Source organism: Nostoc parmelioides FACHB-3921, from assembly GCF_014696625.1.
In the GTDB taxonomy this organism is placed as follows: Bacteria; Cyanobacteriota; Cyanobacteriia; order Cyanobacteriales; family Nostocaceae; genus Trichormus; species Trichormus parmelioides.
Genome location: NZ_JACJQL010000004.1, coordinates 147,562 through 171,570 on the forward strand (window position 1 = coordinate 147,562; position 24,009 = coordinate 171,570).

The following is a 24,009-nucleotide window of genomic DNA, read 5'->3' on the forward strand; positions in this document are numbered from 1 at the left end:
CATCAATTACAATATTTCGTAACAATGACAATATTATTTCTTTAAAGATAAAAAACCTACCAATATTCATTAAGAGAAAAGTATCATTTTTACAAAAAATCTAGCATAAATAGGCAAAAAGTCATAAATTCAGGTTGTATATAAAAGTAGCTTTACTCAACCTATATAATCATCATGAGCAAGATAGTGGTCATAAATTTGGGTAATGGTGATTTGTATACTGGATTTCCCAGCGTGACGACTCAACTTTGGTCAGCAGGTCATCATACGCCAGAACAGTTTCTTGGTAGCTTACCATCTGCACCAAATTTGCTAGAACTCTATAGAAATTGGCGTACAAATTATCAAGCTTTATGTACTCGTCAACCAATGCGTTCTGCATTGTTAGAGGAAGATGACCAACTGGAAATAGAATTAGGCGCGATCACAAACGTGTCTCTACTCGATTTTGATGAATTGTGTAAACAGCTACGAGATAATATTAATACTTGGCTGAAGTCTGTAGAATTTCTGGAAATTGAAAGAAAATTGCGATCGCAACTTAACCGCAATGAAGAAATTCGCGTAATTTTAGAAACCAATGATGACAGCTTACGGCGGCTACCCTGGCATTCCTGGGACTTTTTTCGAGATTATCCCCAAGCCGAACTAGGACTTTCCCGGACAGAGTATCAACGAAGAGATGCGACACAACCCCTATACAACAGAAACAAAGTCAGAATTTTAGCTATTTTGGGCAATAGCCAAGGTATTGACTTGCAAAGAGAAGCCGCTTTTCTGAAAGACTTAAAGCATATCGCCGAAGTTGTCCAGCTAAATCAGCCCTCACGTCAAGAATGCAACAGACACCTTTGGGACTCTTTAGGTTGGGACATCTTATTTTTTGCAGGTCATAGTCAAAGCCAGGGTGACACAGGCGTAATTTATATCAATGACAATCCCATAAACAATAGCCTGACAATTGGAGAATTAGAGGAAGCTCTCACCGCAGCCATTGATAGAGGTTTAAAGTTAGCTATTTTCAACTCCTGTGATGGACTGGGATTGGCCAATGCTTTGGGAAAACTGCATATTCCCCAAGTGATTGTCATGCGAGAACCAGTGCCAAATTATGTCGCCCAGCAGTTTTTCCAAAATTTTCTGGAAGCTTTCGCTATCAAGCGTCAATCTTTATATTTAGCAGTACAACAGGCACGCAGACAGTTACAAGGATTAGAAGATGACTTTCCCTGTGCTTCTTGGTTGCCCGTAATTTTTCAAAACCCATCTGTAGAACCACCAACTTGGTTGCAATTGGGCGGCATACCCCCTTGTCCGTATCGTGGTTTATTTGCCTTCCGAGAAGAAGATGCACACTTATTTTTTGGCAGAGAAGAATTCACAGCTGATTTAGTCAAGGCGGTGAAAAGAAAGCGGTTTGTGGCTGTAGTGGGGGCTAGTGGCAGTGGTAAGTCTAGTTTAGTGTTTGCTGGGTTGACTCCCCAGTTACGACACGACCCGAATGTGCAATGGCAAATCATTTCTTTTCGTCCAGGGAAAAATCCCTTTGAAGCTTTGGCGACTGCATTAGTGAGTTTACAACAGTGTTGTTCCTCTTTTTCCCTAGAAAACATACTGGAGTTACCAGAAGACAGTACCACGACTCGCTTACTAGAATTAGATTTAGCGATCGCCTTAGAGCAAAACAACCAATTACTACACACCATTCTAGAGAAGTTTGTCCAGCATGAATTTGGCACTCGTTTACTACTCATAGCAGATCAGTTTGAGGAACTTTACACCCTTTGTCCAGAACCACAACGTCAGCCTTTTTTAGATTTATTACTCAATGCTTATAGTTTCACTCCCGCCTTCACCATCGTTTTAACTCTGCGGGCTGACTTTTACAGTTATGCTCTTTCTTACCGCCGCTTTAGTGATGCCTTGCAAGAAGCAGTGCAGAACCTTGGCCCCATGAATAGAAATGAATTGCGTCGGGTGATAGAAGAACCTGCCAAAAAAATGCAGATAGGACTAGAAGCAGGATTAACCAATCAATTAATCGACGAGATAGACCAACAGCCAGGACATTTACCTTTACTTGAGTTTGCCCTTACCCAGTTATGGTCAAAACAGCAAAATAGGCTCTTAACTCATCAGGCTTATCAAGAAATTGGTGGTGTAGAAGAAGCCTTGGCTAACCATGCTGAGGCTGTATATGCCCAGTTAAACGAAGCAGACAGGCAAAGGGCGCAACAAATCTTTATCCAATTGGTACGTTTAGGAGATGAGACAGAAGCTACCCGACGGTTGACAACTCGTGAGGAAGTGAGGCCAGAAAACTGGGATTTAGTCACACGTCTAGCTTCTTCACGTCTAGTAGTGACCAACCGTAATGAGTCCACGGCAGAAGAAACAGTAGAAATCGTCCATGAAGCGTTAATTAGAAGCTGGGGACGACTGGAACAGTGGCTAATTGTGGATGGTGACTTTCTACGCTGGCGAGAACAATTACGGTTAGCAATTCGCCAATGGGAAAATAGCGGACGTGATCAAGGGGTGCTATTACGAGGTAAGGCCTTGATAGATGCCCAAGAATGGCAGTTACAACGCGCACAAGAACTCAATACAAATGAAATCAGATTCATTAATCAGAGTACGGAACTGAAAGAACTTGAGGTTAAACAGCAGCAGCACAGACGTAAACTAGCGATATCATGCCTAATCACTGGTATAGTTTTAAGCCTTGGTCTGGCTGGGCTTGCTTTATGGCAAGAACAAAAAGCACGGATTAGTGAAATTAAAGAAACCAGGACATCAGCCGAAGCCTTACTTAATGCAAATCGAGAATTGGATGGGTTAATTGCCAGTATTAGAGCTGGTAGACGCATCAAAGGAACTGAGGGAATTGATGTCAAAACGCGCACTCAAATTACCGAAACTCTGCAACAGGGCATCAACTTTGTCAGAGAAAAAAATCGTTTGGCAGAACATGATGGAATGCTAGAGAGTGTGAGTTTTAGCCCTGATGGTAAATTTATTGCCACCGCCAGCCGAGATAAAACAGTCAAAATTTGGAGTCTTGACGGCAAAAAACAGTCAGTCATACTGCGAGAAAATCAAGGAAAGGGTTTCAATAGTGTCGCCTTCAGCCCAGACGGTACACTCATAGCCACCGGCAGTTGGGACAACACGGCGAAAATTTGGAGTCGAGATGGTAAACTCCTCTCCACTCTTGAGGGGCATAAAGAAGCAGTTTTGGAAGTCGCCTTTAGTCCTGATAGTCAGCTACTTACTACTGCTAGTTGGGACAACACAGTTAAACTCTGGAGTCGGGACGGTAAACTCCTGCACACCCTGGAAAGACATAAAAATAAGGTCAACAGCGTCACCTTTAGCCCAGACGGAAAGCTAATTGCCACTGTCGGTTGGGACAATACCATGAGACTCTGGAATCTTGACGGTAAGGAATTGCGAACTTTTACCGGACATAAAGATATGATTTGGAGCGTCAGCTTTAGCCCAGATGGAAAGCAAATTGCTACAGGCAGTGGTGACAGAACTGTCAAAATTTGGACTTTGGACGGAAAAGAACTGCGAACCCTCATAGGTCATCAAAATGGGGTGAACAGTGTGACATTCAGTCCCGACGGCAAATTGATTGCTACAGCTAGTGGTGACAAAACTGTCAAACTTTGGAACCGCAACGGTCAAGAACTAGAAACCCTTTACGGACACACTGATGCAGTTAATAGCGTCGCCTTTAGTCCTGATGGCACATCCATCGCTACAGCTGGTAATGACAAAACCGCTAAAATCTGGAAACTCAACAGTCCTAACAGCATTATTGTTCGGGGTCATGAAGATGAGGTCTTCGACCTAGTATTTAGCCCAAATGGTAAGTACATTGCTACAACTAGTTGGGATAAAACCGCCAAACTCTGGAGTATTGCAGGAGATAAACTTCAAGAACTGCGAACTTTCAACGGGCATCAAGGCAAGGTAAATAAGCTGAGTTTCAGCCCAGATGGTAAGTACATTGCTACGACGAGTTGGGATAAAACCGCCAAACTCTGGAATCTAGATGGTAAATTACAGAAAACTCTTAAAGGACACAAAGATACAGTTTGGAGTGTCAATTTCAGCCCAGATGGTCAGTTAATTGCTACGGCTAGTGAAGACAAAACTGTCAAACTCTGGAATCGAGACGGTAAATTACGTCAAACTCTTACAGATCATACTGGTGTAGTTAATAGCGCAGTGTTTAGCCCAGACGGTAAATTCATTGCTACGGCTGGTTGGGACAAAACAGTGAAAATATGGAGTATTGATGGTCGATTACAGAAGACTTTAACGGGACATACAAGTGGTATTAACAACGTCACCTTCAGCCCAGATAGTAAACTTATTGCTAGTGCTAGTTGGGATAATACTGTAAAAATCTGGAATCTTGATGGCAAAGAATTGCGAACTCTGCGAGGACATAAAAATGTAGTTCACAATGTTACCTTCAGCCTAGATGGTAAACTGATTGCCACTGCCAGTGGTGATAATACCGTAAAAATGTGGAACCTTGACGGTCAAGAACTGCGTACCTTGCGAGGCTATAAAGATGCGGTTTGGAGTGTGCGCTTTAGTCCTGATGGTAAAACTTTAGCCACAGGTAGTAGATATGATATCGTGGTTTGGCGTTTATATCTAGATAATTTAGATAAACTACTAGTGCGTGGTTGCGATTGGGCGCGAGATTATTTGCAGAATAATCCTGATGTGAACCCTGATGAAAAAAGTTTATGCGACGGGATACGCCCCATCGCCCAACAATGAATGATGAAGTAACATATTTGAGACTCTCAACTCGTGAAAGTCTCAAATATGTTATTCCTATTTCACTAAGATTTGTACTTCCATAGGTTGGAGCGTTACTTTCATGACTCTTACTGGCCAATAATTCTTTTTACCATTAACTTCTGTGATGTTGACACCGTGATGTTCTTCAACTTTTTCCGGTTCAATACTGTTATCCCTAGATTTATTGCTAAATAAAATCTTGAAAGTAGGGTCTTCTGCATGGAGATTGTAATCAACAATTACATAAACAGACTGAGTAAGTTCTGTGTTTGTATTTGCTACCAGAACTACTTCTGTCTCATTCAAGATGCGAGAGAACGCCAGGACACCAGACGGGTAGGGAGAAACGCCATAATCTTTGCCATCGCCAGATACAGGACGGAAATACTGACGACCATAGCGCAGTGCCGGATGGCTCTTGCGGTGTTCCGATAATTTTGCAATTGTTTTATAGAACGAGTGGTCTTGCTTAAAGCCGCCGCCTGGTTTACCCCACAAAGCTTGACGAACTACGAGATCACCAAATGGGATATCCCCAACAGCACCATTGAGTCCCTGTTCTGTGCCGTAGTATATGCAAGGTATCCCTTGTAAAGCAAACAAGCAAGTAATAGCTAAAGTTACTTGGTCATCAAATCTGTGAGAATTTGCAGAGTCACTGTAGTAAAAGCGACTCTTCAAATCATGGTTATCAAGGAATGTCACCAAAAATTTGCTGACATCTCCATGCGAACTGATAATACCGCGAAGATTTTCCTTACGCTTTTCATAAACGTCAGCCAGTGCTTGAGGTGGGATTGATCCTTTTAACACATCAGGGAGTTTGAAGAATAAAGGAAAATCAAGTGCCGCATCAACACCTAATAAATCACCTGGTTCTGTGGCTTTACGACCAATAAATCGGCTAATTTTCTCCTCTGTATTGTTTGGAGCAGCCCAAATCTCACCAAAACTAAAGAAATTTTTCTTACCAATGCTTAAAGCAAATTCGTGCATAGAATTACCAAAAATTCTGGCGAACTCTGGCTCAATAAATCGCAGAGTATCAATGCGAAATCCATCAATATCAAACTTGGCAATTAAATATTGATGAATCCGAATTAAGATATTACGTACTTCTGGAATATCAGTAACTAACTCCCGTAAGTCACTAAAATCACCACCTTGTTCCGTATCATCCTTAGTTCCTCTCCTGCGAAAAAAATCATTTTTGCAAAGTTCTCTAGGCCATACTGCTGCATCATGATCTGCTTCAGTTGGTGCATTCTCCCATTCTAGGTTTGCTGTTCCGTCAGTGTTATGCCACCGAATAGGATATGGTTGCTCAACAAAACCAGCCCCCTTACCCTCCTTAGATTCATCATAAATTTTGTCATTAATAAAATAACTGAAAACATTGCCGACATGATTCAATACAATATCAAAAATTACATAAATACCGCGTGCATGAGCTTCATCAATTAGGGCTTGTAATTCTGCTTCTGGGTTATCTTTGTTACTAGCAAATCGCGGATCAATTTGTAAAAAATCTTGAATACCGTAGCCGTGGTATGTATCTTTATACTGGCAATTTTTGAAAGGAGGAGTTATCCAAATCGCTCCTACTCCTAATTTTTCTAAATATCCTAATTGTTGACGGATACCTTCAAAAGTACCACCTTGGAACACCACACCTTCTCTACCTAAAAAACGATCGCCGTCAAAAGCATTCCAAGACATTTTAGGCGGAGCAGATGGATTATTAAAGCGGTCTATCATAATAAAGTAAATCCATAGATCGCGCCAATCGGCTGGTGATGGAAAAGGCGAAGGAATTTCTTTTACCTCATCGCCAACTTGGACACTTTTCGTAGCTTTGTTCAGAGCATTACATTTAGCCTGATGGAAGATATCATAAACTTCTCTGGCGTAAATTGAGTTAAGCATTCTCTCTCCTTAGATATGTAAGATATTATTTCTGTAACTAAATAGAGACCTGTATTGTGAGCTTATGCAGTTGCTAAAAAGATACACTTAGTAAACTCACAAGTTTTCATCGTGAGTGCCTATAGTAGTGTGTATATTATTACTCTGCGTTAATAAATTAAGTGCATTCATAATGGGCGGAGAACAAAATCATTGGCTCTTATTTCCCATCGTAAAAATATGTATATATTTTTACATTGTTTATTTTCAGACCAGATTAATTATTCCGACTGCATAAGCTAATTTCGGCGACACTTATAAATAATCAGAAGAAAGATAAACGAAATCAACTCATTACTCAATTTAGTTAAGTTAAGAGTTTAGTTCATAGCTATATTTTTTATATCTATAAATTTATAGCTAGATTATCTATAATCTTCTATTTACTTTATCCATGTCATGAGAGAAAACAAATGAATACAAACTTCAGTTTGGTAAATTTTTTTAGTTTCATCAAAGACAACAATAAAGACCTCAATCCAGACCATTATCAGATTGCCTTTCGCCAAAATGGATTAGGTGTAAAGATTGTTTTGAAGTATATTCAAGGAAATCCTGATAAAGAAACTGTAGTAGGAGAAATAGGACTCTAACAATAAATCTGTAGAGTTAAAAATTATTTATTGTTGAGGTAAAAGTAGTAAATTAGTTTAACTATGTAGTTCAGTTAATTTGCTCAATTTAACTCATTTGCACTGAATATGAATATGGTATGGAGCCGAGATACCTGGCTCTATGCCATTGCCTAATGAAAATGTTTTTGTAAGAATGTAATTTCAGTAGAATAAAGGGCATGGAGAAAAAAGCATGAAAAAGCAATGGCACACCCTTTTAATTTAGAAGTTCACGAGAGTATTGAGTATTTGTCAAAAAGCCTGGAAAATGCGCTTTATACCCTTATACCCCTATACCCTTGTCCAAACCATTGATCTTTCGTTTTCATGCGTAAATTTTAATTTGTGTTGCTGATTGAGGGGATAATTTTTATCTCACGCATACCGCTAAGGCGGAACCCGCAGGGTAGGCGCAAAGGCGCATTCGCCGTAAGGCGTTCCCGTTCGCGTTCGCGTCTCCGTTCGCGTAGCGTCCCGCAGGGAAGGAGAAGGGTAGAATCAATATTTTGCTGTGTATAAAAGTCTCAATTCATCCCGCATTTATGCAATGCCTTCTAATTAATTAGATACTGTCCACCAAGCTAAGGCATAGGGTTGAACGGCTTCATTAAGCTGTTTCTGGAACTGGACACGTATTTTATAGTTTCCATTAGCAGGAACAGGGCAGAAAATATGTTCTACACTATCAACTTCACTAATGGAAGCACAAACAACACCAGAATCTATATCATTTGTATCAGCTTTTACTAAATAAAGATCGAGGTTATTCAGTTTGCGATCGCGGAAATTTTCACCTATATCAAATTGCTGATTTTTATTAGTATCGTTTAATTCTACCAAACGGTTCCAACTAAGAGTAATAGCGACAAAACTATCTTTCTTAAGTGGTTTTGTTAACGCATAATCAACAGACTTTCCTATCTCTACTTGTCGATAATCCCAGCCAATCCCTGGAACTGGTGCTGTTGGTTGCCATTGACCAGCGCTAAATTGCTGATAAGCACGAAACGCATTTAAATGACCGGTTCCCATTTGGGCATCCAAGGGAATTTTAGGGTCTTGGTAGGCATCAGAAGCCAACCAATCTTGGCTTTGTTTATCAATAAGTGTGCGAGTCATGCCCAAACGTAAACCATCACCACTATCTTGAATCTTTTCGGCTGAATTGAGTAGTACCGCTTTCATTACTTGCTGACGACGGCTATCAATACTCCAGTTTGGTTTTTTGGTACGTAGCTGTCTATCACCAAATTCTTGTAGCAAAGCCACGGTAGCTGTGAGATGGGGTGCAGCAAAACTTGTTCCTGTGACCTTGTTCAACTTGCCATCGGGATTGAGCATAGTAATATTACTACCAGGCGCGACTATACTCACGGCGCGACGGCCATCTATATTAAATTCTTTACCAGCCAAGCGACCGCTAACTCCTTGGTTAACGCCGGCTAGGTTAGAAACGTCAACTTTATTAAAAATTCCCCCTCTTCGGGATGAAAAAGCCACGTTTATTCCGTTAAAATTATCTGTAGGGATAGGAATACCACCTTTACCCTGATTGCCTGCGATCGCATACACGACATCATGAACACGACTCGACCAGTCAACACATAAGGTAAGTAAAGCATTCCCATCTAAAACAGCCTCTGGTCGGGGGTCGCGGTTGAGAGGTTCACCAAAGCTAAAGTTAATAGCGCGGACATCACCACCATTTTGTGATGCTATGTGCTGGGCTGATAAACACTCTTCCGGTTGACCCATATTCTTTGTAGAACCTACCGCCGACGAATATAATTTAGCTGCCGGCGCAACCCCAGGTAAACCTTTGTCCCTACTGACCATCACACCAGCCACGTTATAAGCATGGGGGTCAACACCATTATTAGATTTAGCTGGGCCATTGCGTAAAAAAACAGCCGCCAGTGAAACGGCACGATTTTTAGACACAGCCTTATCCCAACCAAACATTCCCGGACGACCGATTTCTACCTGACCGATAGCAATCTTGCGACCAAGCAAATTATAAGGAGGTTGGTGTAACTTCAAAGCATCAATACCGCTATTTCCTAAAGAACTTTGTAAAGCCGCAGCCAACACAGGCACACTTAAACAAGAAGCACTTAAACCACAAATTATCCAAGTTAGTTTTTTCATTGTTATTAGTCAGTTGTCATTGGTCAATAGTCAATAGTCAATAGTAATTCTCCCCCTGCTCCCCTGCTCCCCTGCTCCCCTGCTCCCCTGCCATTTTCTAAAATTCTCAATATTTTGTTACAGTATTTTGTTACAATGCTTACAGACGAGGACGCTTAAAAACCCACCAGCCATGACCCAAAACCGATCTGAAAAACCCATAGTAATCTCTCCATCTATCCTATCAGCCGACTTTAGCCGTTTAGGTGACGAAATTCGGGCTGTAGATGCAGCTGGAGCTGATTGGATTCATGTTGATGTAATGGACGGTCGTTTTGTACCTAATATTACGATAGGTCCTCTGGTAGTGGAGGCAATTCGTCCAGTTACAGCTAAACCTCTGGATGTCCACTTGATGATAGTGGAACCAGAAAAGTATGTAGAAGATTTTGCTAAAGCAGGCGCTGACATCATTTCTGTTCATTGTGAACATAATGCTTCACCACATCTGCACCGCACCCTGGGACAAATCAAAGAATTAGGTAAACAAGCAGGTGTAGTACTCAATCCTGGTACACCTTTAGAACTAATCGAATATGTTCTAGAACTGTGCGACCTCATACTAATTATGAGTGTTAACCCAGGCTTCGGTGGTCAAAGCTTCATTCCTGGCGTAGTACCCAAAATTCGCAAGCTACGTCAAATGTGTGATGAACGCGGTTTAGATCCCTGGATTGAAGTAGATGGCGGACTGAAAGCTAACAATACTTGGCAAGTTTTAGAAGCAGGCGCGAATGCAATTGTAGCTGGTTCTGCTGTATTTAACGCTAAGGATTATGCAGAGGCGATTACCAATATTCGCAACAGTAAGCGTCCTACACCAGAATTAGCTAAGGTTTAATTTAGTTTCTCAGATTTGACAAAAAAGGCGATCGCTTGTGCGATCGCCTTTTCTTATGATGGGTATTTACACCTCAAAATCTATTTGCGGCTACCTAGCCACTTAGCTGCTGCAATTCCGATCAAGCCTGCAACTACAGGGTTGCTGAGGAATTTCATAATTCCTGGCTGTTCAGCTAAAACTTCGCGGAAAATGTCGGGGTGGTTGTGATAGGCAAAGGATGCAAGTTTGCTGACATCGTCAGCGTTCATACGGCTGGCGTGGTGAGTACTAAGTCCTAGTTGTTGTTCTAGGTGTCTATCATCTAATCCCCGTTGCTTGAAGTGTTTGAAAAAGGCGCGGGCGACATCATCCCGTTCGTTGGGTTTAATTTGGGCGATCGCTTTTTGTAATTCTGGTTCCATTTGACTGGAAGGAATCTGATGAGGCTGGAAAGACCGATCAAACAATTGACGACGCTGATCTGTGGTTGTCCGTTGAGCGAAATCGTCAAAGGTTGCGTATTCAGTTGCAGGATCACCCGTTGGGCTATCTAAAGACTCCACATTACCTTCAGCCAAATCTCTCATGATTTGCCGTCTGTATTCTTCGCTACTTGTCACTTTTCTCTTCTCCTTAATTAAGGCTAATTCAGCGATTAGGTATACTGAATTTGGTTAGTCTGGACATCGTACTTAGCCGTCAAAATTAACTTTTTATCAGGCCCATACACGAGAACAGTTAAATCTTGATTGGGGAAGTTTTTGCGGAAACCTTGGGCTAAAGATTTTACTAGAGGTCGCACTTCGTTAGGACGTACTTGACGCGAAATTACAACTCCTAACTTGTTGTTATCGCGGACGTAAGCATCTTGGATTAATCCTTGAGAAGTCTGTACAACCCAGTTACCAAAAGTTTGTCCAGATGGCGAGTTTCCCCTCTCTAATTGGGAATAAGCTGTACCACTACCAATTGCTGATGGGGTGCTTGTCCGGTCAAGTTGAGCTACATTCCCACCACCACAAGCAGTTGTGAGCATCAACATGAAAACTAAAACAACAGTAGTCAAGATTTTTCTGCTCTGCTGAACCCAACTCATTGTTTATCCCTCCCATTTACATGAAATTTATAACAACTTATTTCTTTAAAAACCTATTTATTAAGGTTATTCATGTGATATTTTTCAAATAATTAGCTTAGAAAAACCTTTTGAATAAATGTAGAGATATGATGAATCACATCTCTACAACCGCCTTATGAATTAGCCTCCATCTCCCAAACTAAACTTTTTACCAGTAGGTAATAAAAAGACTATTGTCTTTTGTCAAATCACCAGAGAATCTAACCTAAATAGTTTTAGTCAATTTTTTTCTTTACGTTGTCCTTAACATCTTCAACAGCGTGACGGACTTCGCTCTCGGCTTGTTTAGCTTTGCCTTCAGCTTTATCTTCCGGGTCACCTGTTACATTACCTAAAGCTTCTTGAGCTTTACCTTCAATATTTTTACCAGTGGCTTTTGCTCTATCTTCTAAGCTCATTTCTCTCTCCTGAATTTTATAGATTTTCGTTTCAAAGTTATTAGTAAACTTTGAACTGTTTGTTATTACATTTACAAAGTAGCTTAAAATTTTTGCCATAGCCTTCTGCCACAAGATACATTGATCTACTATGCAAAAAGAGTGAAAAAATGAAAGCTAAACACAAAATCCCCGGCTTTTTATAAAAAGTCGGGGATCTGATTTATCAAAAACCCAGTTACTTCGTGTAACTGGGTTAGCAAGTTATATAAATTAATGGAATTATTTTCTGGACTAATCTATAAAACCCATCAGACTATCAGAATCATCAATAGTATTTGATGCAACCGGACGATCGCCCATCGACGAGTAGGTGCTAGACAAAACCAAGGAACTGGAAGCAATTGGACGAATTCCAGAAAGGTTAATACTGTCTACGATATTGAATGTATGGGCTGTAATCGGACGAAGTCCCATTATATCAATTGTTTCAACTACTTCCAAAGTACTAGTACTAATTGGACGTAATCCAGCAACGGAAATTGTTTCAGCTACCTGCAAGTCACTACCGGCAATGGGGCGTATTCCTGAAACAGCGAGTGTTCCAAGAACTTCTTTTTTATCGGACTTCTCTACTGATAGTTCAGTGCTTGGCTCGACTTGCTCTTTATTCAAGCTCTGACCCTGATTATTTTCTACTTCCACTGTTGTTTCTCCTTTGAGCTTGGCGCGTTTTTGCCGAGGACTGACCGTTTTGCCGGTACTGCTAATGGTCATAATTAAACACCTCTGGGTTATTAACTTAACTTTACAATACTTAAGGAAAAATCAAATTATTTCCTATATAAGTGAGTTTACCCTTAAAGAACCTTGCATATATATAAGTATCTTCAAAAGTGACATATAAGTAAACTTAAATTCTGAAAATTTGTAAAAGAAAATTGCTAATTGAAAAGGTAGGGGAGCAGAGGGAAGAACAATTACTATGGGCTGTTGACTGTTAGCTGTCGAGTAGGAACTCAGTACTTAGCACTAGCCTAATTAATTTGTCGCTAACATGAGATAGGGTATCTTTAGTACAGATGTATGACAGAATTTGCTCTGCAAGCTCCCTTTAGTCCGACAGGCGATCAACCAAGCGCGATCGCCCAGTTAGTTGCTAGCATCGAAGGTGGCAACCGTTACCAAACCTTATTAGGTGCTACGGGAACAGGTAAAACATTTTCCATCGCCGCAGTGATTGAGAAAATTGGGAGACCAACGCTAGTTCTGGCGCATAATAAAACCTTGGCGGCGCAACTATGTAATGAATTGCGCGAGTTCTTTCCCAATAACGCCGTTGAATATTTCGTCAGTTATTACGACTACTATCAACCAGAAGCCTATATTCCCGTTACCGATACCTATATTGAAAAAACGGCTTCGATTAATGATGAGATTGATATGTTACGACATTCAGCTACGCGATCGCTATTCGAGCGTCGTGATGTGATTGTTGTCGCTTCTATTAGCTGTATTTACGGTTTGGGTATCCCCGCCGAATATCTCAAAGCTGCTATTCCTCTGCAAATTGGCATGGAAGTAAATCAGCGTGAGATTTTGCGGGATTTAGCATCTGTACAATACAGCCGTAACGATGTGGAAATGGGAAGGGGACGTTTCCGTGTCCGGGGTGATGTCTTAGAAATCGGCCCTGCTTACGAAGACAGGATTATTCGGGTAGAATTTTTCGGCGATGAAATTGACGCAATTCGCTACATTGACCCCGTGACAGGGGAAATTATCAACAGTTTACAAGCAGTAAATATCTATCCTGCACGTCACTTTGTTACACCAGAGGAACGTTTAGAGGTAGCTTGTGAAGATATCGCCTACGAATTAAAACAGCGCAAAGGAGAATTAGAAGAAGCTGGCAAATTGGTAGAAGCGCAACGCATCGACCAACGCACCCGCTACGATTTAGAAATGCTGCGGGAAGTAGGTTATTGCAACGGCGTAGAAAACTATTCCCGCCATTTAGCAGGAAGACAAGCAGGGGAACCACCAGAAAGTTTAATTGATTATTTTCCTAAAGATTGGCTGTTAGTAATTGATGAATCTCACGTTACAGTCCCGCAAATTCGCGGAATGTATAACGGCGACCAAGCCAGGAAGAAAGTATTAATTGAACATGGCTTTAGGCTTCCTAGTGCTGCTGATAATCGTCCTTTAAAAGCAGAGGAATTTTGGCAAAAAGTTAACCAATGTATTTTTGTTTCTGCTACCCCAGGAAATTGGGAATTAGAGATTTCTGAAAATCGCATAGTTGAGCAAGTAATCCGTCCAACTGGGGTAATTGATCCAGAAATTTCCGTGCGTCCCACAGAAGGACAAATTGATGATTTGTTAGGAGAAATAAAAGATAGAATCGACCTTCATGAAAGGGTATTGATTACCACTTTAACTAAGCGCATGGCGGAAGATTTAACAGAATATCTGCAAGAACACGGCGTAAAAGTGCGGTATTTACATTCAGAAATTAATTCTATTCAGCGTATTGAAATCTTGCAGGATTTACGCCAAGGTAGCTTTGATGTGTTGGTGGGTGTGAACCTACTACGGGAAGGTTTAGATTTACCAGAAGTTTCCCTAGTAGCGATTATGGATGCTGATAAAGAAGGTTTCTTACGCGCGGAACGTTCTTTAATTCAAACCATTGGCAGAGCAGCAAGACACATCAGAGGACAAGCTATTTTATATGCTGATAATTTAACCGACAGCATGATTAAAGCTATTGAAGAAACAGACAGACGGCGCGGGATTCAAATGGCATATAATAAGCTGCATGGAATTACACCACAACCGATTGTCAAAAAATCGAGTAATGCAATTTTGTCTTTCTTGGAAGTGTCTCGACGGTTAAATGCAACAGACTTAAAAGTTGTCGAAGAACATATCGATGAATTGCCGTTAGAAGAGATTCCCAATTTAATTGACAAGTTAGAAGCACAGATGAAAGAAGCATCAAAAAAACTGGAATTTGAAGAAGCGGCAAAATTGCGCGATCGCATCAAGCAATTGCGAGATAAATTAGTAGGCAGATAATTTGTAATTCAAGAATGGTTGGGTTGTGCTGCTCTTAACCCAACCTGCTTTGATGGCTATGAAGCTTATACAGCAATCACTTTAGCTCATTTGTCGCCCCTTGAAGTCTGTACTTATCGTACAGACTGTCCTGTAACTGAAAATAGGGTATCAGAGTAGTCAAAAATATCAGGATTCACTTGTAATACCGTTTCTTCTCTTCATGTAGCTTGCCTGGCGTAGCCATAGATGTGTTTTATTTTGGACTGTAGAGACGTTGTATGCAACGTCTCTACATCATTTATTTGGTGCAACTTCATAGAGAATTGGTATAAGGTCGATAGGTAATATGAGACTATACCCAGCATTATGAGTAATGCGATTAAATTTTATACAAGCAATGGTGTCAAGGAACTTTGACAATTGTATTGTTATCTGATTCTTAACTGGGAAACCGAAACACAATCATCAAATTGATGAGGTTTAAACAGTAGCTTATCCTATGCTGAACAACACCCCATAACCAGACTCAATTAAATAAATTACTATTCTGTTTTTCGTCTCAATAAGTTTGGCTTAGTTTGAGGCTACTATTACAATGGAGACTATTGATCAATGAGGGAAACCCATGACCCAAGTGGTTTTAGGAGAAAACGAAGGTATAGATTCAGCGCTACGTCGGTTCAAACGTCAAGTTTCTAAGGCTGGTATATTAGCTGATGTTAAGTATCATCGGCATTTTGAAACACCGTTAGAAAGACGCAAACGCAAAGCAGTGGCAGCAAGACGCAAGCGCCGTTTTTAAATAAACCTATTTTTTGGTTTGGATAGGCGGTGTTGCTTGAAGAAATGGACTAAGAACTAATAACAGTAAGTTGCCACTATTGTGACAATCATAAAGTAAGATGTGCCGAACCCCAGCGCGGGGTATGAGTAGCTCATCTGACTGATAAATAAGTCTTATATAAGGTGTGACTTTGGTTGGATTGGACAAGCCATCGTCGTTAACCACCAACCAATGTTCAACACCTAAAAACTGGCGATCGCTTTAAGATTTAGGAGCCTCGACAGTATAACTATTGCAGCGATTCATCGCCTTTTCTACGCCTTGTTTGAGACTCGATTCTACACATTCAACTACGAACTGCAAGACAAAGGACATAAGTTGAGTTTCGGTGGCGGAAAATTTTCCTAACACATGAGAAACTGTTTCTGAGTTATCGCCATTCACGGCATTTTTCGGTTTACCTATACCAATGCGTAAACGGGGAAAATTTTGCGTGCTAAGATGAGCGATCGCACTCTTCATGCCATTATGCCCCCCAGCCGACCCAGACAAGCGCAGGCGAGTCTTGCCCAAGGGCAAGTCTAGATCATCATAAATCACTAACACAGATTCACCTGACAATTTATACCAGCTTGTTACCGCTTGTATCGCCTGTCCTGAGCGATTCATATATGTTAGTGGCTTCAATAGGCGAATTTTTATACCTCCAGGGGCAGTACCTTCACCGTATTGACCCTGGAATTTGCGATTTTCAGCCAAGGAAATATTCCAAGCACGAGCAAGAGCATCCACAGCCGCAAAGCCAATATTGTGGCGAGTTTGGTCATATTTAGGCTCTGGGTTCCCCAAGCCAACAATGAGATGGGGAATCACCAAAGCGGTTTGCGTTACAGGTTCTGTCATCTATCTTGTTTACAATCAACCGCTTGCTGCACTTCCTTAGGTAACAGGGGAAGAACCAGCACTATCCTGCTCAGATTTCACCGATTCGATTTGCTTGGGTTCAAGTTCAGCAGTCGTCTTTACAGCCTGTTCCAATTGTTCAGCTTCGCGCTTGAACTCGCTCTGAAACTCATTAGAGGCCTCTTGAAAACCGCGAATTGCTTTTCCCAAACTCCGACCAATTTCTGGCAATTTTTTTGGGCCAAAGATGAGTAGCGCTACTACCATAATTAGACCCATTTCCGGTAAACCAATACCAAATATATTCACGCGGGTTCTCCTGTTAAGTGTTTGGGCTTGGGGACTGGTGATTGGGTACTGGGAACTAGGTAGAATTTCTCAGCCTACTCCTGACCACCCTTTTTTATAGACTAGGACTGACGCAACTAAGTTGTCTGTTGAGACTGGGTGTAAGGGTGTAGGGGTATAGGGGTTTTAAACATTTATACCCTTATACCTTTGTCCAAACCCTCGATTTTTCGTTTTCATGCGTAAGTCATAGAGACTATATTCAAAAAGTTATCATTATTCTTATTCAAGAGTAACGTTTTCCGTATACCAACTACAAATAGAACTCAAAAATTCAAAATACCCTACGGGAAGCTAAAGCTACAAAATTCAAAATTCAAAATCAATTTTTTACACCCCTAAACCCCTAAACCCCTAAACCCACAAAAAAACCCGGAAAGGCCGGGTGTGGGCTAACTAATTAGTTAGCTTGATTATTGTGTGTTGATAGCTACCAGCCAACTCTGACATCTTGAATCAAGATTGATTTGTTGTAGAGTTGCAGAATAATTAGCAGAAACACAAGAAACAGGGCCATAAAAACACCCATTACAGGGGTAGTTCCCCAGCCTGGAGCCACTTTACCATACTCAGAATTTAAAGGTCGCAGGATATCTCCCAACCTAGTGCGTTGTGCCATAGTTCACCTAAGATTAGTTGCCAAAGCTTTTTTTAATCTTCTGTAATATTCTATAAGAATAACATTCATCATCTATAACTCACTTATGGAACCCGCAATAGTTCTTATCATTTCTGTTGGCGCTGCTCTCGTCGCTGTGACTGGGTATGGGATTTATACCGCTTTTGGCCCTCCTAGCAGAGAATTGTCAGATCCTTTTGAAGATCATGAAGACTAGACAGGGGGTGGGAAATTGGGAGTGAAGAATGAGGGAATCCTTATGCTCCCTCCTCAAATCTCTCGTTTCCTTCCTCGTACCCAAGTTCTAGCCTTTGACTTCTAAAATTTTAAAAGTGCCAATTTTCCAAGGTTCAATTGTGGAGATTTGTTGCCCAGATGAGAATTGGCTAGTGGGGCGTTCCAGTAAATCTACTGGAGTACCCAAGGTTAAGTTTAAATCGCTCTGCAAATATAACTCTGTAGTCACACCATGAGATTCATAAAAGCGCAGAATTAATTGTTGCTGGTCGTCTTCCGATGGTTTTATAGCCATTAAGACTAGATTTTCTGCTGTTAAGTTTACAAAACTTACTCTGTCTCTCATGTTGGGTGGGTAGTGGGAAGTTAAGGGTTGGGAGTTGGGAACTGGGTTGAATATTACTTGCAGGGGGATGTTTAATTCATATCCCTTTTGTACTGTGTGGGCTGATTCCCAGCTATCAGCGTGAGGATACACAGTATAAGTAAATTCGTGTATGCCTGTGTCGGCTTCTGGGTCAGGCCAAGTAGGGCTACGAAGTAAGGTTAGCCTTAATAGCTGGGGTTGACTATCGTAACCATATTTACAATCATTCAGTAAACTCACACCGTAAATACCCTCATCTGTGTCTGCCGTTAAATCAGCCCAACGTAAAGCTGGGACTTCCCATTTTGCTTTATCCTGTGGGTTTTGGGGTTGAGTTGGGCGACGAATTGCACCGCAGGGAATTTCGTAAGTGGCAAAGTCGGCTGTAAGGTTGAGAGGAAAAGCGGCTTTTACTAAAACGTGCTTTTCTTGCCAATTGACTCTGGAAGCGATTTTTAATTGGGGTGAACCGACTTGCAAGATATAGTCTTGACAAAATTCCGACTCACCTAATTGACGCACTACGCGGAGGCGATTCTGTACAGCGCCTTGTTCTAGCCACTGGATAGATTTGAGGTTGGTTGCTGGTAGGGGATGCTGACTATAATTGGGGTCGATGTTCCAAGCATCCCAATATTGACCACTGTCTTTAAAAGCCTGTAGTTGATTACCTGCACCAGACAATATTTCTCGTTGATGAGTTTTGTCATAGATGCTTGATAAATCTCCAGTATCAGGATCTACGATAACGCGCAGGTGTTCATTTTCGAGAACATAGTCTAGGGATGTGGGTGATGTGGGTGATGTGGGTGATGTAGGGGAAAGCCAAAAGAGGCGATAGCCTACAGAGGGAATATCCTTGGCGTGGAATAGTATGGTTGATGGTTCAATTAACTGGGAAATTATTTGTTCGCCAGTAGTATCGTAGACTTGCCATTGTTGGTTAGGTGGTGGTGGGGGTAGGGTGACTGATACTACCTCAGAGCGCTGCCAGTTGAGAGAATTGAAAACGAAAATGGGTAAACTATCGGCTTTTGGTGGCTCTGTTGGGGTAAAGTGAGATGCGATCGCCTGTAATGATTCCTCTAATATTTTGCTTCCTGTTTGTTCGACTTGCTGCCATTCGGGCAAGGCATCTATATATACTTGGGTAATGGAAGAACCAGGTAAAATATCGTGGAATTGGTTAAATAATACTTGCTTCCAAGCTGTTTCGATTTCGTCCTTGGGGTATGTCACACCACAGATAAAAGTTGCCAAGGTAGCAAATAGTTCTGCTTGGTATAGTAAATTTTCTGAATGCCGATTCCAGCGTTTTTGGTCTGCGTGGGTAGTGTAGCAGCCACGATGGAATTCTAAGTATAGTTCGTCGTTCCAGGTGGGGACTGTTGGCTGTTTAGTGTTGGCTGTTGACTGAATTTGCTGGAGATACTTTTCGGCGGTGATAAATTCTAAGTCTGGGAAAAAAGGTGAGGTTTGCCAGCGTTGGGCGGTTTCTAACATATCACGGGTGGGGCCGCCGCCGTGGTCGCCGACACCAGGAAGCCATAAAGATTGAGTTAAACTAGTTTGGGTTTGCCACTCTAGAGAATAGGCTGCCATTTTGATGGGGTCAATGCCTTCGCCTATGGGTGCAGACATGACACTTAATACTTGACTACCGTCAGGCGATCGCCACCAAAAAGCGCCATAATCAAATTTAGTAGTGTCGTTCCATCGTAGTTTTTGGGTGACGAAATACTCAATACCCCCATTCGCCAAAAATTGCGGTAGGGTTGCACAAAAACCAAAGGTGTCGGGAACCCAAACTACGGTCGTGAGTTTGCCGAATTTTTCTTGGAAATAGCGTTGACCGTATAGTAACTGACGGACTATAGATTCCCCAGCGATTAAATTGAGGTCAGGTTCTACCCAAAAACCGCCGATAACTTCCCATTTTTTGGCAGCTACAGCTTGTTGAATTGCTGTAAATAAATCTGGGCGATGTTCTTCAATCCAAGCATACAGGGCTGGGGTGGAATGACAAAAGATTAACTCTGGAAAATCTTGTTGTAGTTTGAGGACTGATGCAAAAGTGTTTTGGGCTGCATTCCAAGTTTCACTAACTGGCCATAGCCATGCTAAATCTAAGTGGGCGTGACCTAATAAATAGATTTGAAATTTTGGGTCGCTGATAGAAAGATGATTTATCAGGTTTTGGCGGAGGGTAATTAGAGATTCTGGGTTGGAGGGATTAATTTCTGGGATTGCTGCTGTGAGGATATTTAACTTTTCTGGGGCGAACTTTTCTAAATAAAGTTGTAATATTGCTAACTCATCGGCAATAAAACCTGGGTCAGGATGATTATAATCTGTAGACTCGTAGACAAGGAGCGATCGCACTAAAGCACCATCACAATGACCAGGACTCGCTAGCCGCAAAGCCACTACAAATTCTTGTCCTGGTGATACTTCCCGACTAAGTAAAACTCTAGGGGAACAATCAAATAAATCTCCCTCCAGTACTAATTCCCCGTTCACGTATATTTTGGCAGAGTCCGCCCACCAAAGTAGGGACAGCCGCAAAGACAACCCCGCTAAAGGATAATCATGTAAACTCTGGGGAACTACGAATTTCTGTTCTAGCCACAGTACTTGCTGTCCACCACTCCAAGCAATGTTACCCTTAGTGTCTAACTCTACAGGTTGCCAATTGGATACACTAGATGTAGCAACGTCAGTAATTTCTCTGGTCGAGTCCTGGTATAACCAAGTAGATTGAACATTAACTTGACAACAACTGCGTAATTGCTCAATTGCGTCTGAGATTAAATTTGTCTGAGATTGAGATACTGTCGGGGTCATATATTCGCTAAAATCAAAGCACTTACAAGAATTATTTAGATAGTAGTCAGAAGTCAGAATTGGGAATAAAGTTGTGTAAAACTGTTGGCAGGCTAGATTTTCCTACTTTATCCTTGACGAGAAAAGTAAAGCTGAGAATTTTTGGCTTTTCCATCTCTGGCGGTTATTATGTCTATGCTGAATCCTGTATTCTAAATTTTGAATACATTTATATTGTTGGGCGGGAGTCTCAAAAATTAACAAGGCTCACACTAATTAGTTACTACCATGTCATCTGGTTCTTCTGGTCGTTATCAAAGCAGATTATTTAACTTTGTCAACCAGCAATCTCGGCGGTTGACGGAAAATTGGGGAAGTACCTTACGGAATTTACAAGTTGCGACTAAGTGGGGTGTGTCAGCATTACTTTATCCTGTGTTGATGTTTTTGCAGTCATCTGATTCATCGGTGAAAAAGTTAGACACCAAAGAACCAGAACTGCTGAAAAGGTTACAGCCTCATGATACTGACTTATTTTCCCCAACTCCCCTAGCGACCGATAGACCTATTCAGCGTGTATTAGAGTCTGTCCAATATTTATCACCAGAAGAAACCGATATTACGGCTTCCACCACATCCAAATTTGCCAAGATTTTGCAGTCGTTGCAAGCCAAATTTCTTACCCATCGCCCAACAAAACAAAATTATTCTCAATCCCTAACTATTTCAGACGCAACGTTAGCAACCGTTAACCCTTCCCCTCTAGAAAACCCACTCCAACGCCATCTACCGATGGTTAGAGGAGTAGCATCAGATGTAGTCAATCGTCAGTTGGTACTAGTCAGTGCTGAGAACCAGATTCTCGATATTTTGACACCGCAACAACAAGCCAAATTAACAGACAGAATTCTCAGCGAAGTAGCTGAATATTGGCATTCTTGGCAATTAACTGAAGCGCAACAGCAAGCCCATTTACTACCAGAAATTAATCGGTTATTAGCAAAGTTGACAGGCGAAAATATGAGCAAAACGCCTGTAATTGCTGAGGGAATTACCAAAAGAGTCCTGAACACAGGTAAAATGGTAGCTCTACTAGATGCAGCGATCGCTAAATTAGAACAAACTGCCATAGTCCCGACACAGCAACGCAGTCTAGAAATAATGCGAGTTGCCCAAACTCAAGTCAACATCTTTCTTTATGGCAAAGAACAGCTAAACTCTAGAAAAGAAATAGTAGCTAGTCCTGAGAATATAGTTACCCAAAAACAAAATATTTCAGCTTTAATTGAAGCAGCCGTTAATTACTTCTTTGGTGTACCTAAATATAAAGTATTAGAGTCTAGTTTTTTTGAGCAAAAATTACCTGATAGTTATCAGTCACCACATGAGTATTTCACAAACGACCCTTGGCTAGATTGGACTGATTTGTATGATGATGCTGAAAATCTTACAGCAAAGATTATGCAATCATCAACAACCAAATCCAGTCTTCCTCCTCATAAATCGGCTGGTTTCTCTGGTCAGAAAAAACAGCCTACACCACAACAAAAATCAGCCTCTAGTTTACTACAAAAGAAAAAACACACATATAGAAAAGTTGCCTCAACAAAACAAATCCCAGCTTATCTCTCACAACAGCAACCTTATTCCGACGCAAACCAAGCAGAAGCCCAACCAGATTGGATAGAAACGACAGCGACCGTACTAGGCTATGAAAAGCACCTATTGGAATATATTCTGGAATGGTTAGACCGTGCTATTCTCTGGATAGAAAAAATATTGACAAATATTTTTTACTTTTTGCAAGGTTTATTGCGGGGTAAATGAAACTTAATTACCTAGTGAAGTTACTATTTTTTGGTAATGGGTAGTGGGTCGTTAGCTTTTACTATTAGCTATTACCAATGACTGATTAATAAGCCCCACAAACTTAATTAGGTTCACAGGCACAAGATATACACTTTCACCACAGCATATGGTTAAGAAAATGTCGCAGTAGTTTTGAGCCTGTTGGTTCCTGATAATCTGTGGGTAATAAATCCTGCATTGCTTCTTGCAACTTATGTAACGCTACATCTACTTCTTGGCGGTTTGGTCTGTTAGTTTGGTCAAAATACAAAGGTTCACCAATCCGAACAGTTAATTCTTTGCGCCAATATAGGTCGTGAGTGCCGATTAAAGCTATTGGTACTATGGGTACGCCAGCTCGTAAAGCATAAATCACAGTCCCTCGTTTTAGGGGGAGATGTAACTGACCCTCCACATTTCCCAGCCGTCCTTCGGGAAAAAGAATCATCCCGTCCCCTTGGGCTAAAATTCCTAAAACAATGCGGTCTATCTGTCGCAGTGTAGGTATATCTCCCCCGGTGGGTACAGTTTCTTCAATGGTTTGGGCTAATTCTGTGAGGTCTTGTCTTCCTGCTTTAGCTGCTTGAATGACAGCGATTTCTTCTTTCCATATCCGGGCTAAGGGAATCACCCCTCCAGCAAAACCCAAAATAAAACGCTTCCACCATTTGTTGTAGAGGGTACGAGCATCGCCCACAATATAGTAATGGGGTTGGGCGGGTATTTCCGCCAACAGCAGCAGAGGGTCGAGATGGTGCAGATGATTAGCTGCGATAATAGCCGATGTTTGGGGAATTTTTTCCGAGTTTTCGACGTGTACCCGAAAGATACCATGAATGAGCGATCGCAATACAAAACGACGTATCCCCGCATCAACTCTAGGTTCCATCAGCCCTTGATGCCTAGCTTCCAAACCAGCCAGAGTTTTAGCAATTATCTCACGCACGGAGCGATCGCCTGCCGCCGCCACCCCTTCTTGTACCCGCTTAATAGTTGCAGTCGTTAAGGATGGTAAGACTTCTGTTCGCGTACTAATTTCTGGCTGGTCGTTGGATTTCACTTCATTTAAGCCTGACTGAG

At 41.4% G+C, this 24,009-nt stretch carries 18 protein-coding genes; 7 read left to right on the plus strand and 11 right to left on the minus strand.

What is annotated here, in order from left to right:
* Positions 1–174 precede the first annotated feature (174 nt).
* Positions 175–4,806, plus strand: a complete 4,632-nt coding sequence (locus H6G14_RS04955; protein ID WP_190566013.1) for an nSTAND1 domain-containing NTPase — start codon at positions 175–177, stop codon at positions 4,804–4,806.
* A gap of 57 nt (positions 4,807–4,863) precedes the next feature.
* On the opposite strand, the gene H6G14_RS04960 is transcribed toward H6G14_RS04955, so the two are convergent.
* Entirely contained in the window at positions 4,864–6,756 is a 1,893-nt protein-coding gene (locus tag H6G14_RS04960; protein WP_190566014.1) for an alpha-amylase family glycosyl hydrolase, read from the minus strand.
* Between the two features lie 452 nt (positions 6,757–7,208).
* Here H6G14_RS04960 and H6G14_RS04965 point away from each other — a divergent pair, with 452 nt between their 5' ends.
* A complete protein-coding gene (locus H6G14_RS04965) occupies positions 7,209–7,388 on the plus strand; it encodes a hypothetical protein (protein ID WP_010994838.1) in 180 nt (59 codons plus the stop codon).
* A 579-nt stretch (positions 7,389–7,967) separates the two neighbouring features.
* Here H6G14_RS04965 and H6G14_RS04970 read toward each other — a convergent pair.
* Complete coding sequence (locus H6G14_RS04970) at positions 7,968–9,557, minus strand: S8 family serine peptidase (RefSeq protein WP_190566015.1); 1,590 nt, start codon at positions 9,555–9,557, stop codon at positions 7,968–7,970.
* A gap of 172 nt (positions 9,558–9,729) precedes the next feature.
* Here H6G14_RS04970 and rpe point away from each other — a divergent pair, with 172 nt between their 5' ends.
* Positions 9,730–10,437, plus strand: a complete 708-nt coding sequence (rpe, locus tag H6G14_RS04975) for a ribulose-phosphate 3-epimerase (RefSeq protein WP_190566016.1) — start codon at positions 9,730–9,732, stop codon at positions 10,435–10,437.
* A gap of 80 nt (positions 10,438–10,517) precedes the next feature.
* On the opposite strand, the gene H6G14_RS04980 is transcribed toward rpe, so the two are convergent.
* The 4 genes from H6G14_RS04980 to H6G14_RS04995 form a co-directional block, all read right to left on the minus strand.
* On the minus strand, positions 10,518–11,039 hold the full coding sequence (locus tag H6G14_RS04980; protein ID WP_190566017.1) for a hypothetical protein: 522 nt from the start codon (positions 11,037–11,039) through the stop codon (positions 10,518–10,520).
* Between the two features lie 35 nt (positions 11,040–11,074).
* On the minus strand, positions 11,075–11,515 hold the full coding sequence (locus H6G14_RS04985) for a hypothetical protein (RefSeq protein WP_190566018.1): 441 nt from the start codon (positions 11,513–11,515) through the stop codon (positions 11,075–11,077).
* Positions 11,516–11,772: 257 nt separating this feature from the next.
* The gene (locus H6G14_RS04990; protein WP_190566071.1) at positions 11,773–11,955 is read right to left on the minus strand and encodes a CsbD family protein; all 183 of its coding nucleotides are present in this window, start codon (positions 11,953–11,955) and stop codon (positions 11,773–11,775) included.
* Positions 11,956–12,228: 273 nt separating this feature from the next.
* Positions 12,229–12,711: a hypothetical protein gene (locus H6G14_RS04995; protein WP_190566019.1), complete on the minus strand. Its 483-nt coding sequence runs from the start codon at positions 12,709–12,711 to the stop codon at positions 12,229–12,231.
* A 309-nt stretch (positions 12,712–13,020) separates the two neighbouring features.
* Here H6G14_RS04995 and uvrB point away from each other — a divergent pair, with 309 nt between their 5' ends.
* A complete protein-coding gene (uvrB, locus tag H6G14_RS05000; protein ID WP_190566020.1) occupies positions 13,021–15,018 on the plus strand; it encodes an excinuclease ABC subunit UvrB in 1,998 nt (665 codons plus the stop codon).
* Between the two features lie 607 nt (positions 15,019–15,625).
* Positions 15,626–15,802 carry a 30S ribosomal protein S21 gene (gene rpsU, locus H6G14_RS05005; RefSeq protein WP_011321122.1) on the plus strand — a complete coding sequence of 59 codons (177 nt, stop codon included), beginning with the start codon at positions 15,626–15,628 and terminating at the stop codon, positions 15,800–15,802.
* A gap of 243 nt (positions 15,803–16,045) precedes the next feature.
* On the opposite strand, the gene pth is transcribed toward rpsU, so the two are convergent.
* The 3 genes from pth to psbH form a co-directional block, all read right to left on the minus strand.
* Positions 16,046–16,687, minus strand: a complete 642-nt coding sequence (gene pth / locus H6G14_RS05010) for an aminoacyl-tRNA hydrolase (protein WP_190566021.1) — start codon at positions 16,685–16,687, stop codon at positions 16,046–16,048.
* Between the two features lie 36 nt (positions 16,688–16,723).
* Positions 16,724–16,996 (minus strand): TatA/E family twin arginine-targeting protein translocase, encoded by a 273-nt coding sequence (locus H6G14_RS05015; protein WP_190566022.1) that lies wholly within the window; start codon positions 16,994–16,996, stop codon positions 16,724–16,726.
* A gap of 469 nt (positions 16,997–17,465) precedes the next feature.
* Positions 17,466–17,654 carry a photosystem II reaction center phosphoprotein PsbH gene (gene psbH, locus H6G14_RS05020; protein ID WP_010995020.1) on the minus strand — a complete coding sequence of 63 codons (189 nt, stop codon included), beginning with the start codon at positions 17,652–17,654 and terminating at the stop codon, positions 17,466–17,468.
* 85 nt (positions 17,655–17,739) lie between these two features.
* Between psbH and psbN the strand changes: the two genes are divergently transcribed.
* Complete coding sequence (psbN, locus tag H6G14_RS05025; RefSeq protein WP_010995021.1) at positions 17,740–17,871, plus strand: photosystem II reaction center protein PsbN; 132 nt, start codon at positions 17,740–17,742, stop codon at positions 17,869–17,871.
* An 87-nt stretch (positions 17,872–17,958) separates the two neighbouring features.
* Here psbN and H6G14_RS05030 read toward each other — a convergent pair whose 3' ends face one another.
* Complete coding sequence (locus H6G14_RS05030; RefSeq protein WP_190566023.1) at positions 17,959–21,102, minus strand: alpha-mannosidase; 3,144 nt, start codon at positions 21,100–21,102, stop codon at positions 17,959–17,961.
* 267 nt (positions 21,103–21,369) lie between these two features.
* Between H6G14_RS05030 and H6G14_RS05035 the strand changes: the two genes are divergently transcribed.
* Entirely contained in the window at positions 21,370–22,908 is a 1,539-nt protein-coding gene (locus H6G14_RS05035) for a hypothetical protein (RefSeq protein ID WP_190566024.1), read from the plus strand.
* Between the two features lie 136 nt (positions 22,909–23,044).
* On the opposite strand, the gene H6G14_RS05040 is transcribed toward H6G14_RS05035, so the two are convergent.
* Positions 23,045–23,989 carry a 1-acyl-sn-glycerol-3-phosphate acyltransferase gene (locus H6G14_RS05040; protein ID WP_190566025.1) on the minus strand — a complete coding sequence of 315 codons (945 nt, stop codon included), beginning with the start codon at positions 23,987–23,989 and terminating at the stop codon, positions 23,045–23,047.
* Positions 23,990–24,009: the final 20 nt, after the last annotated feature.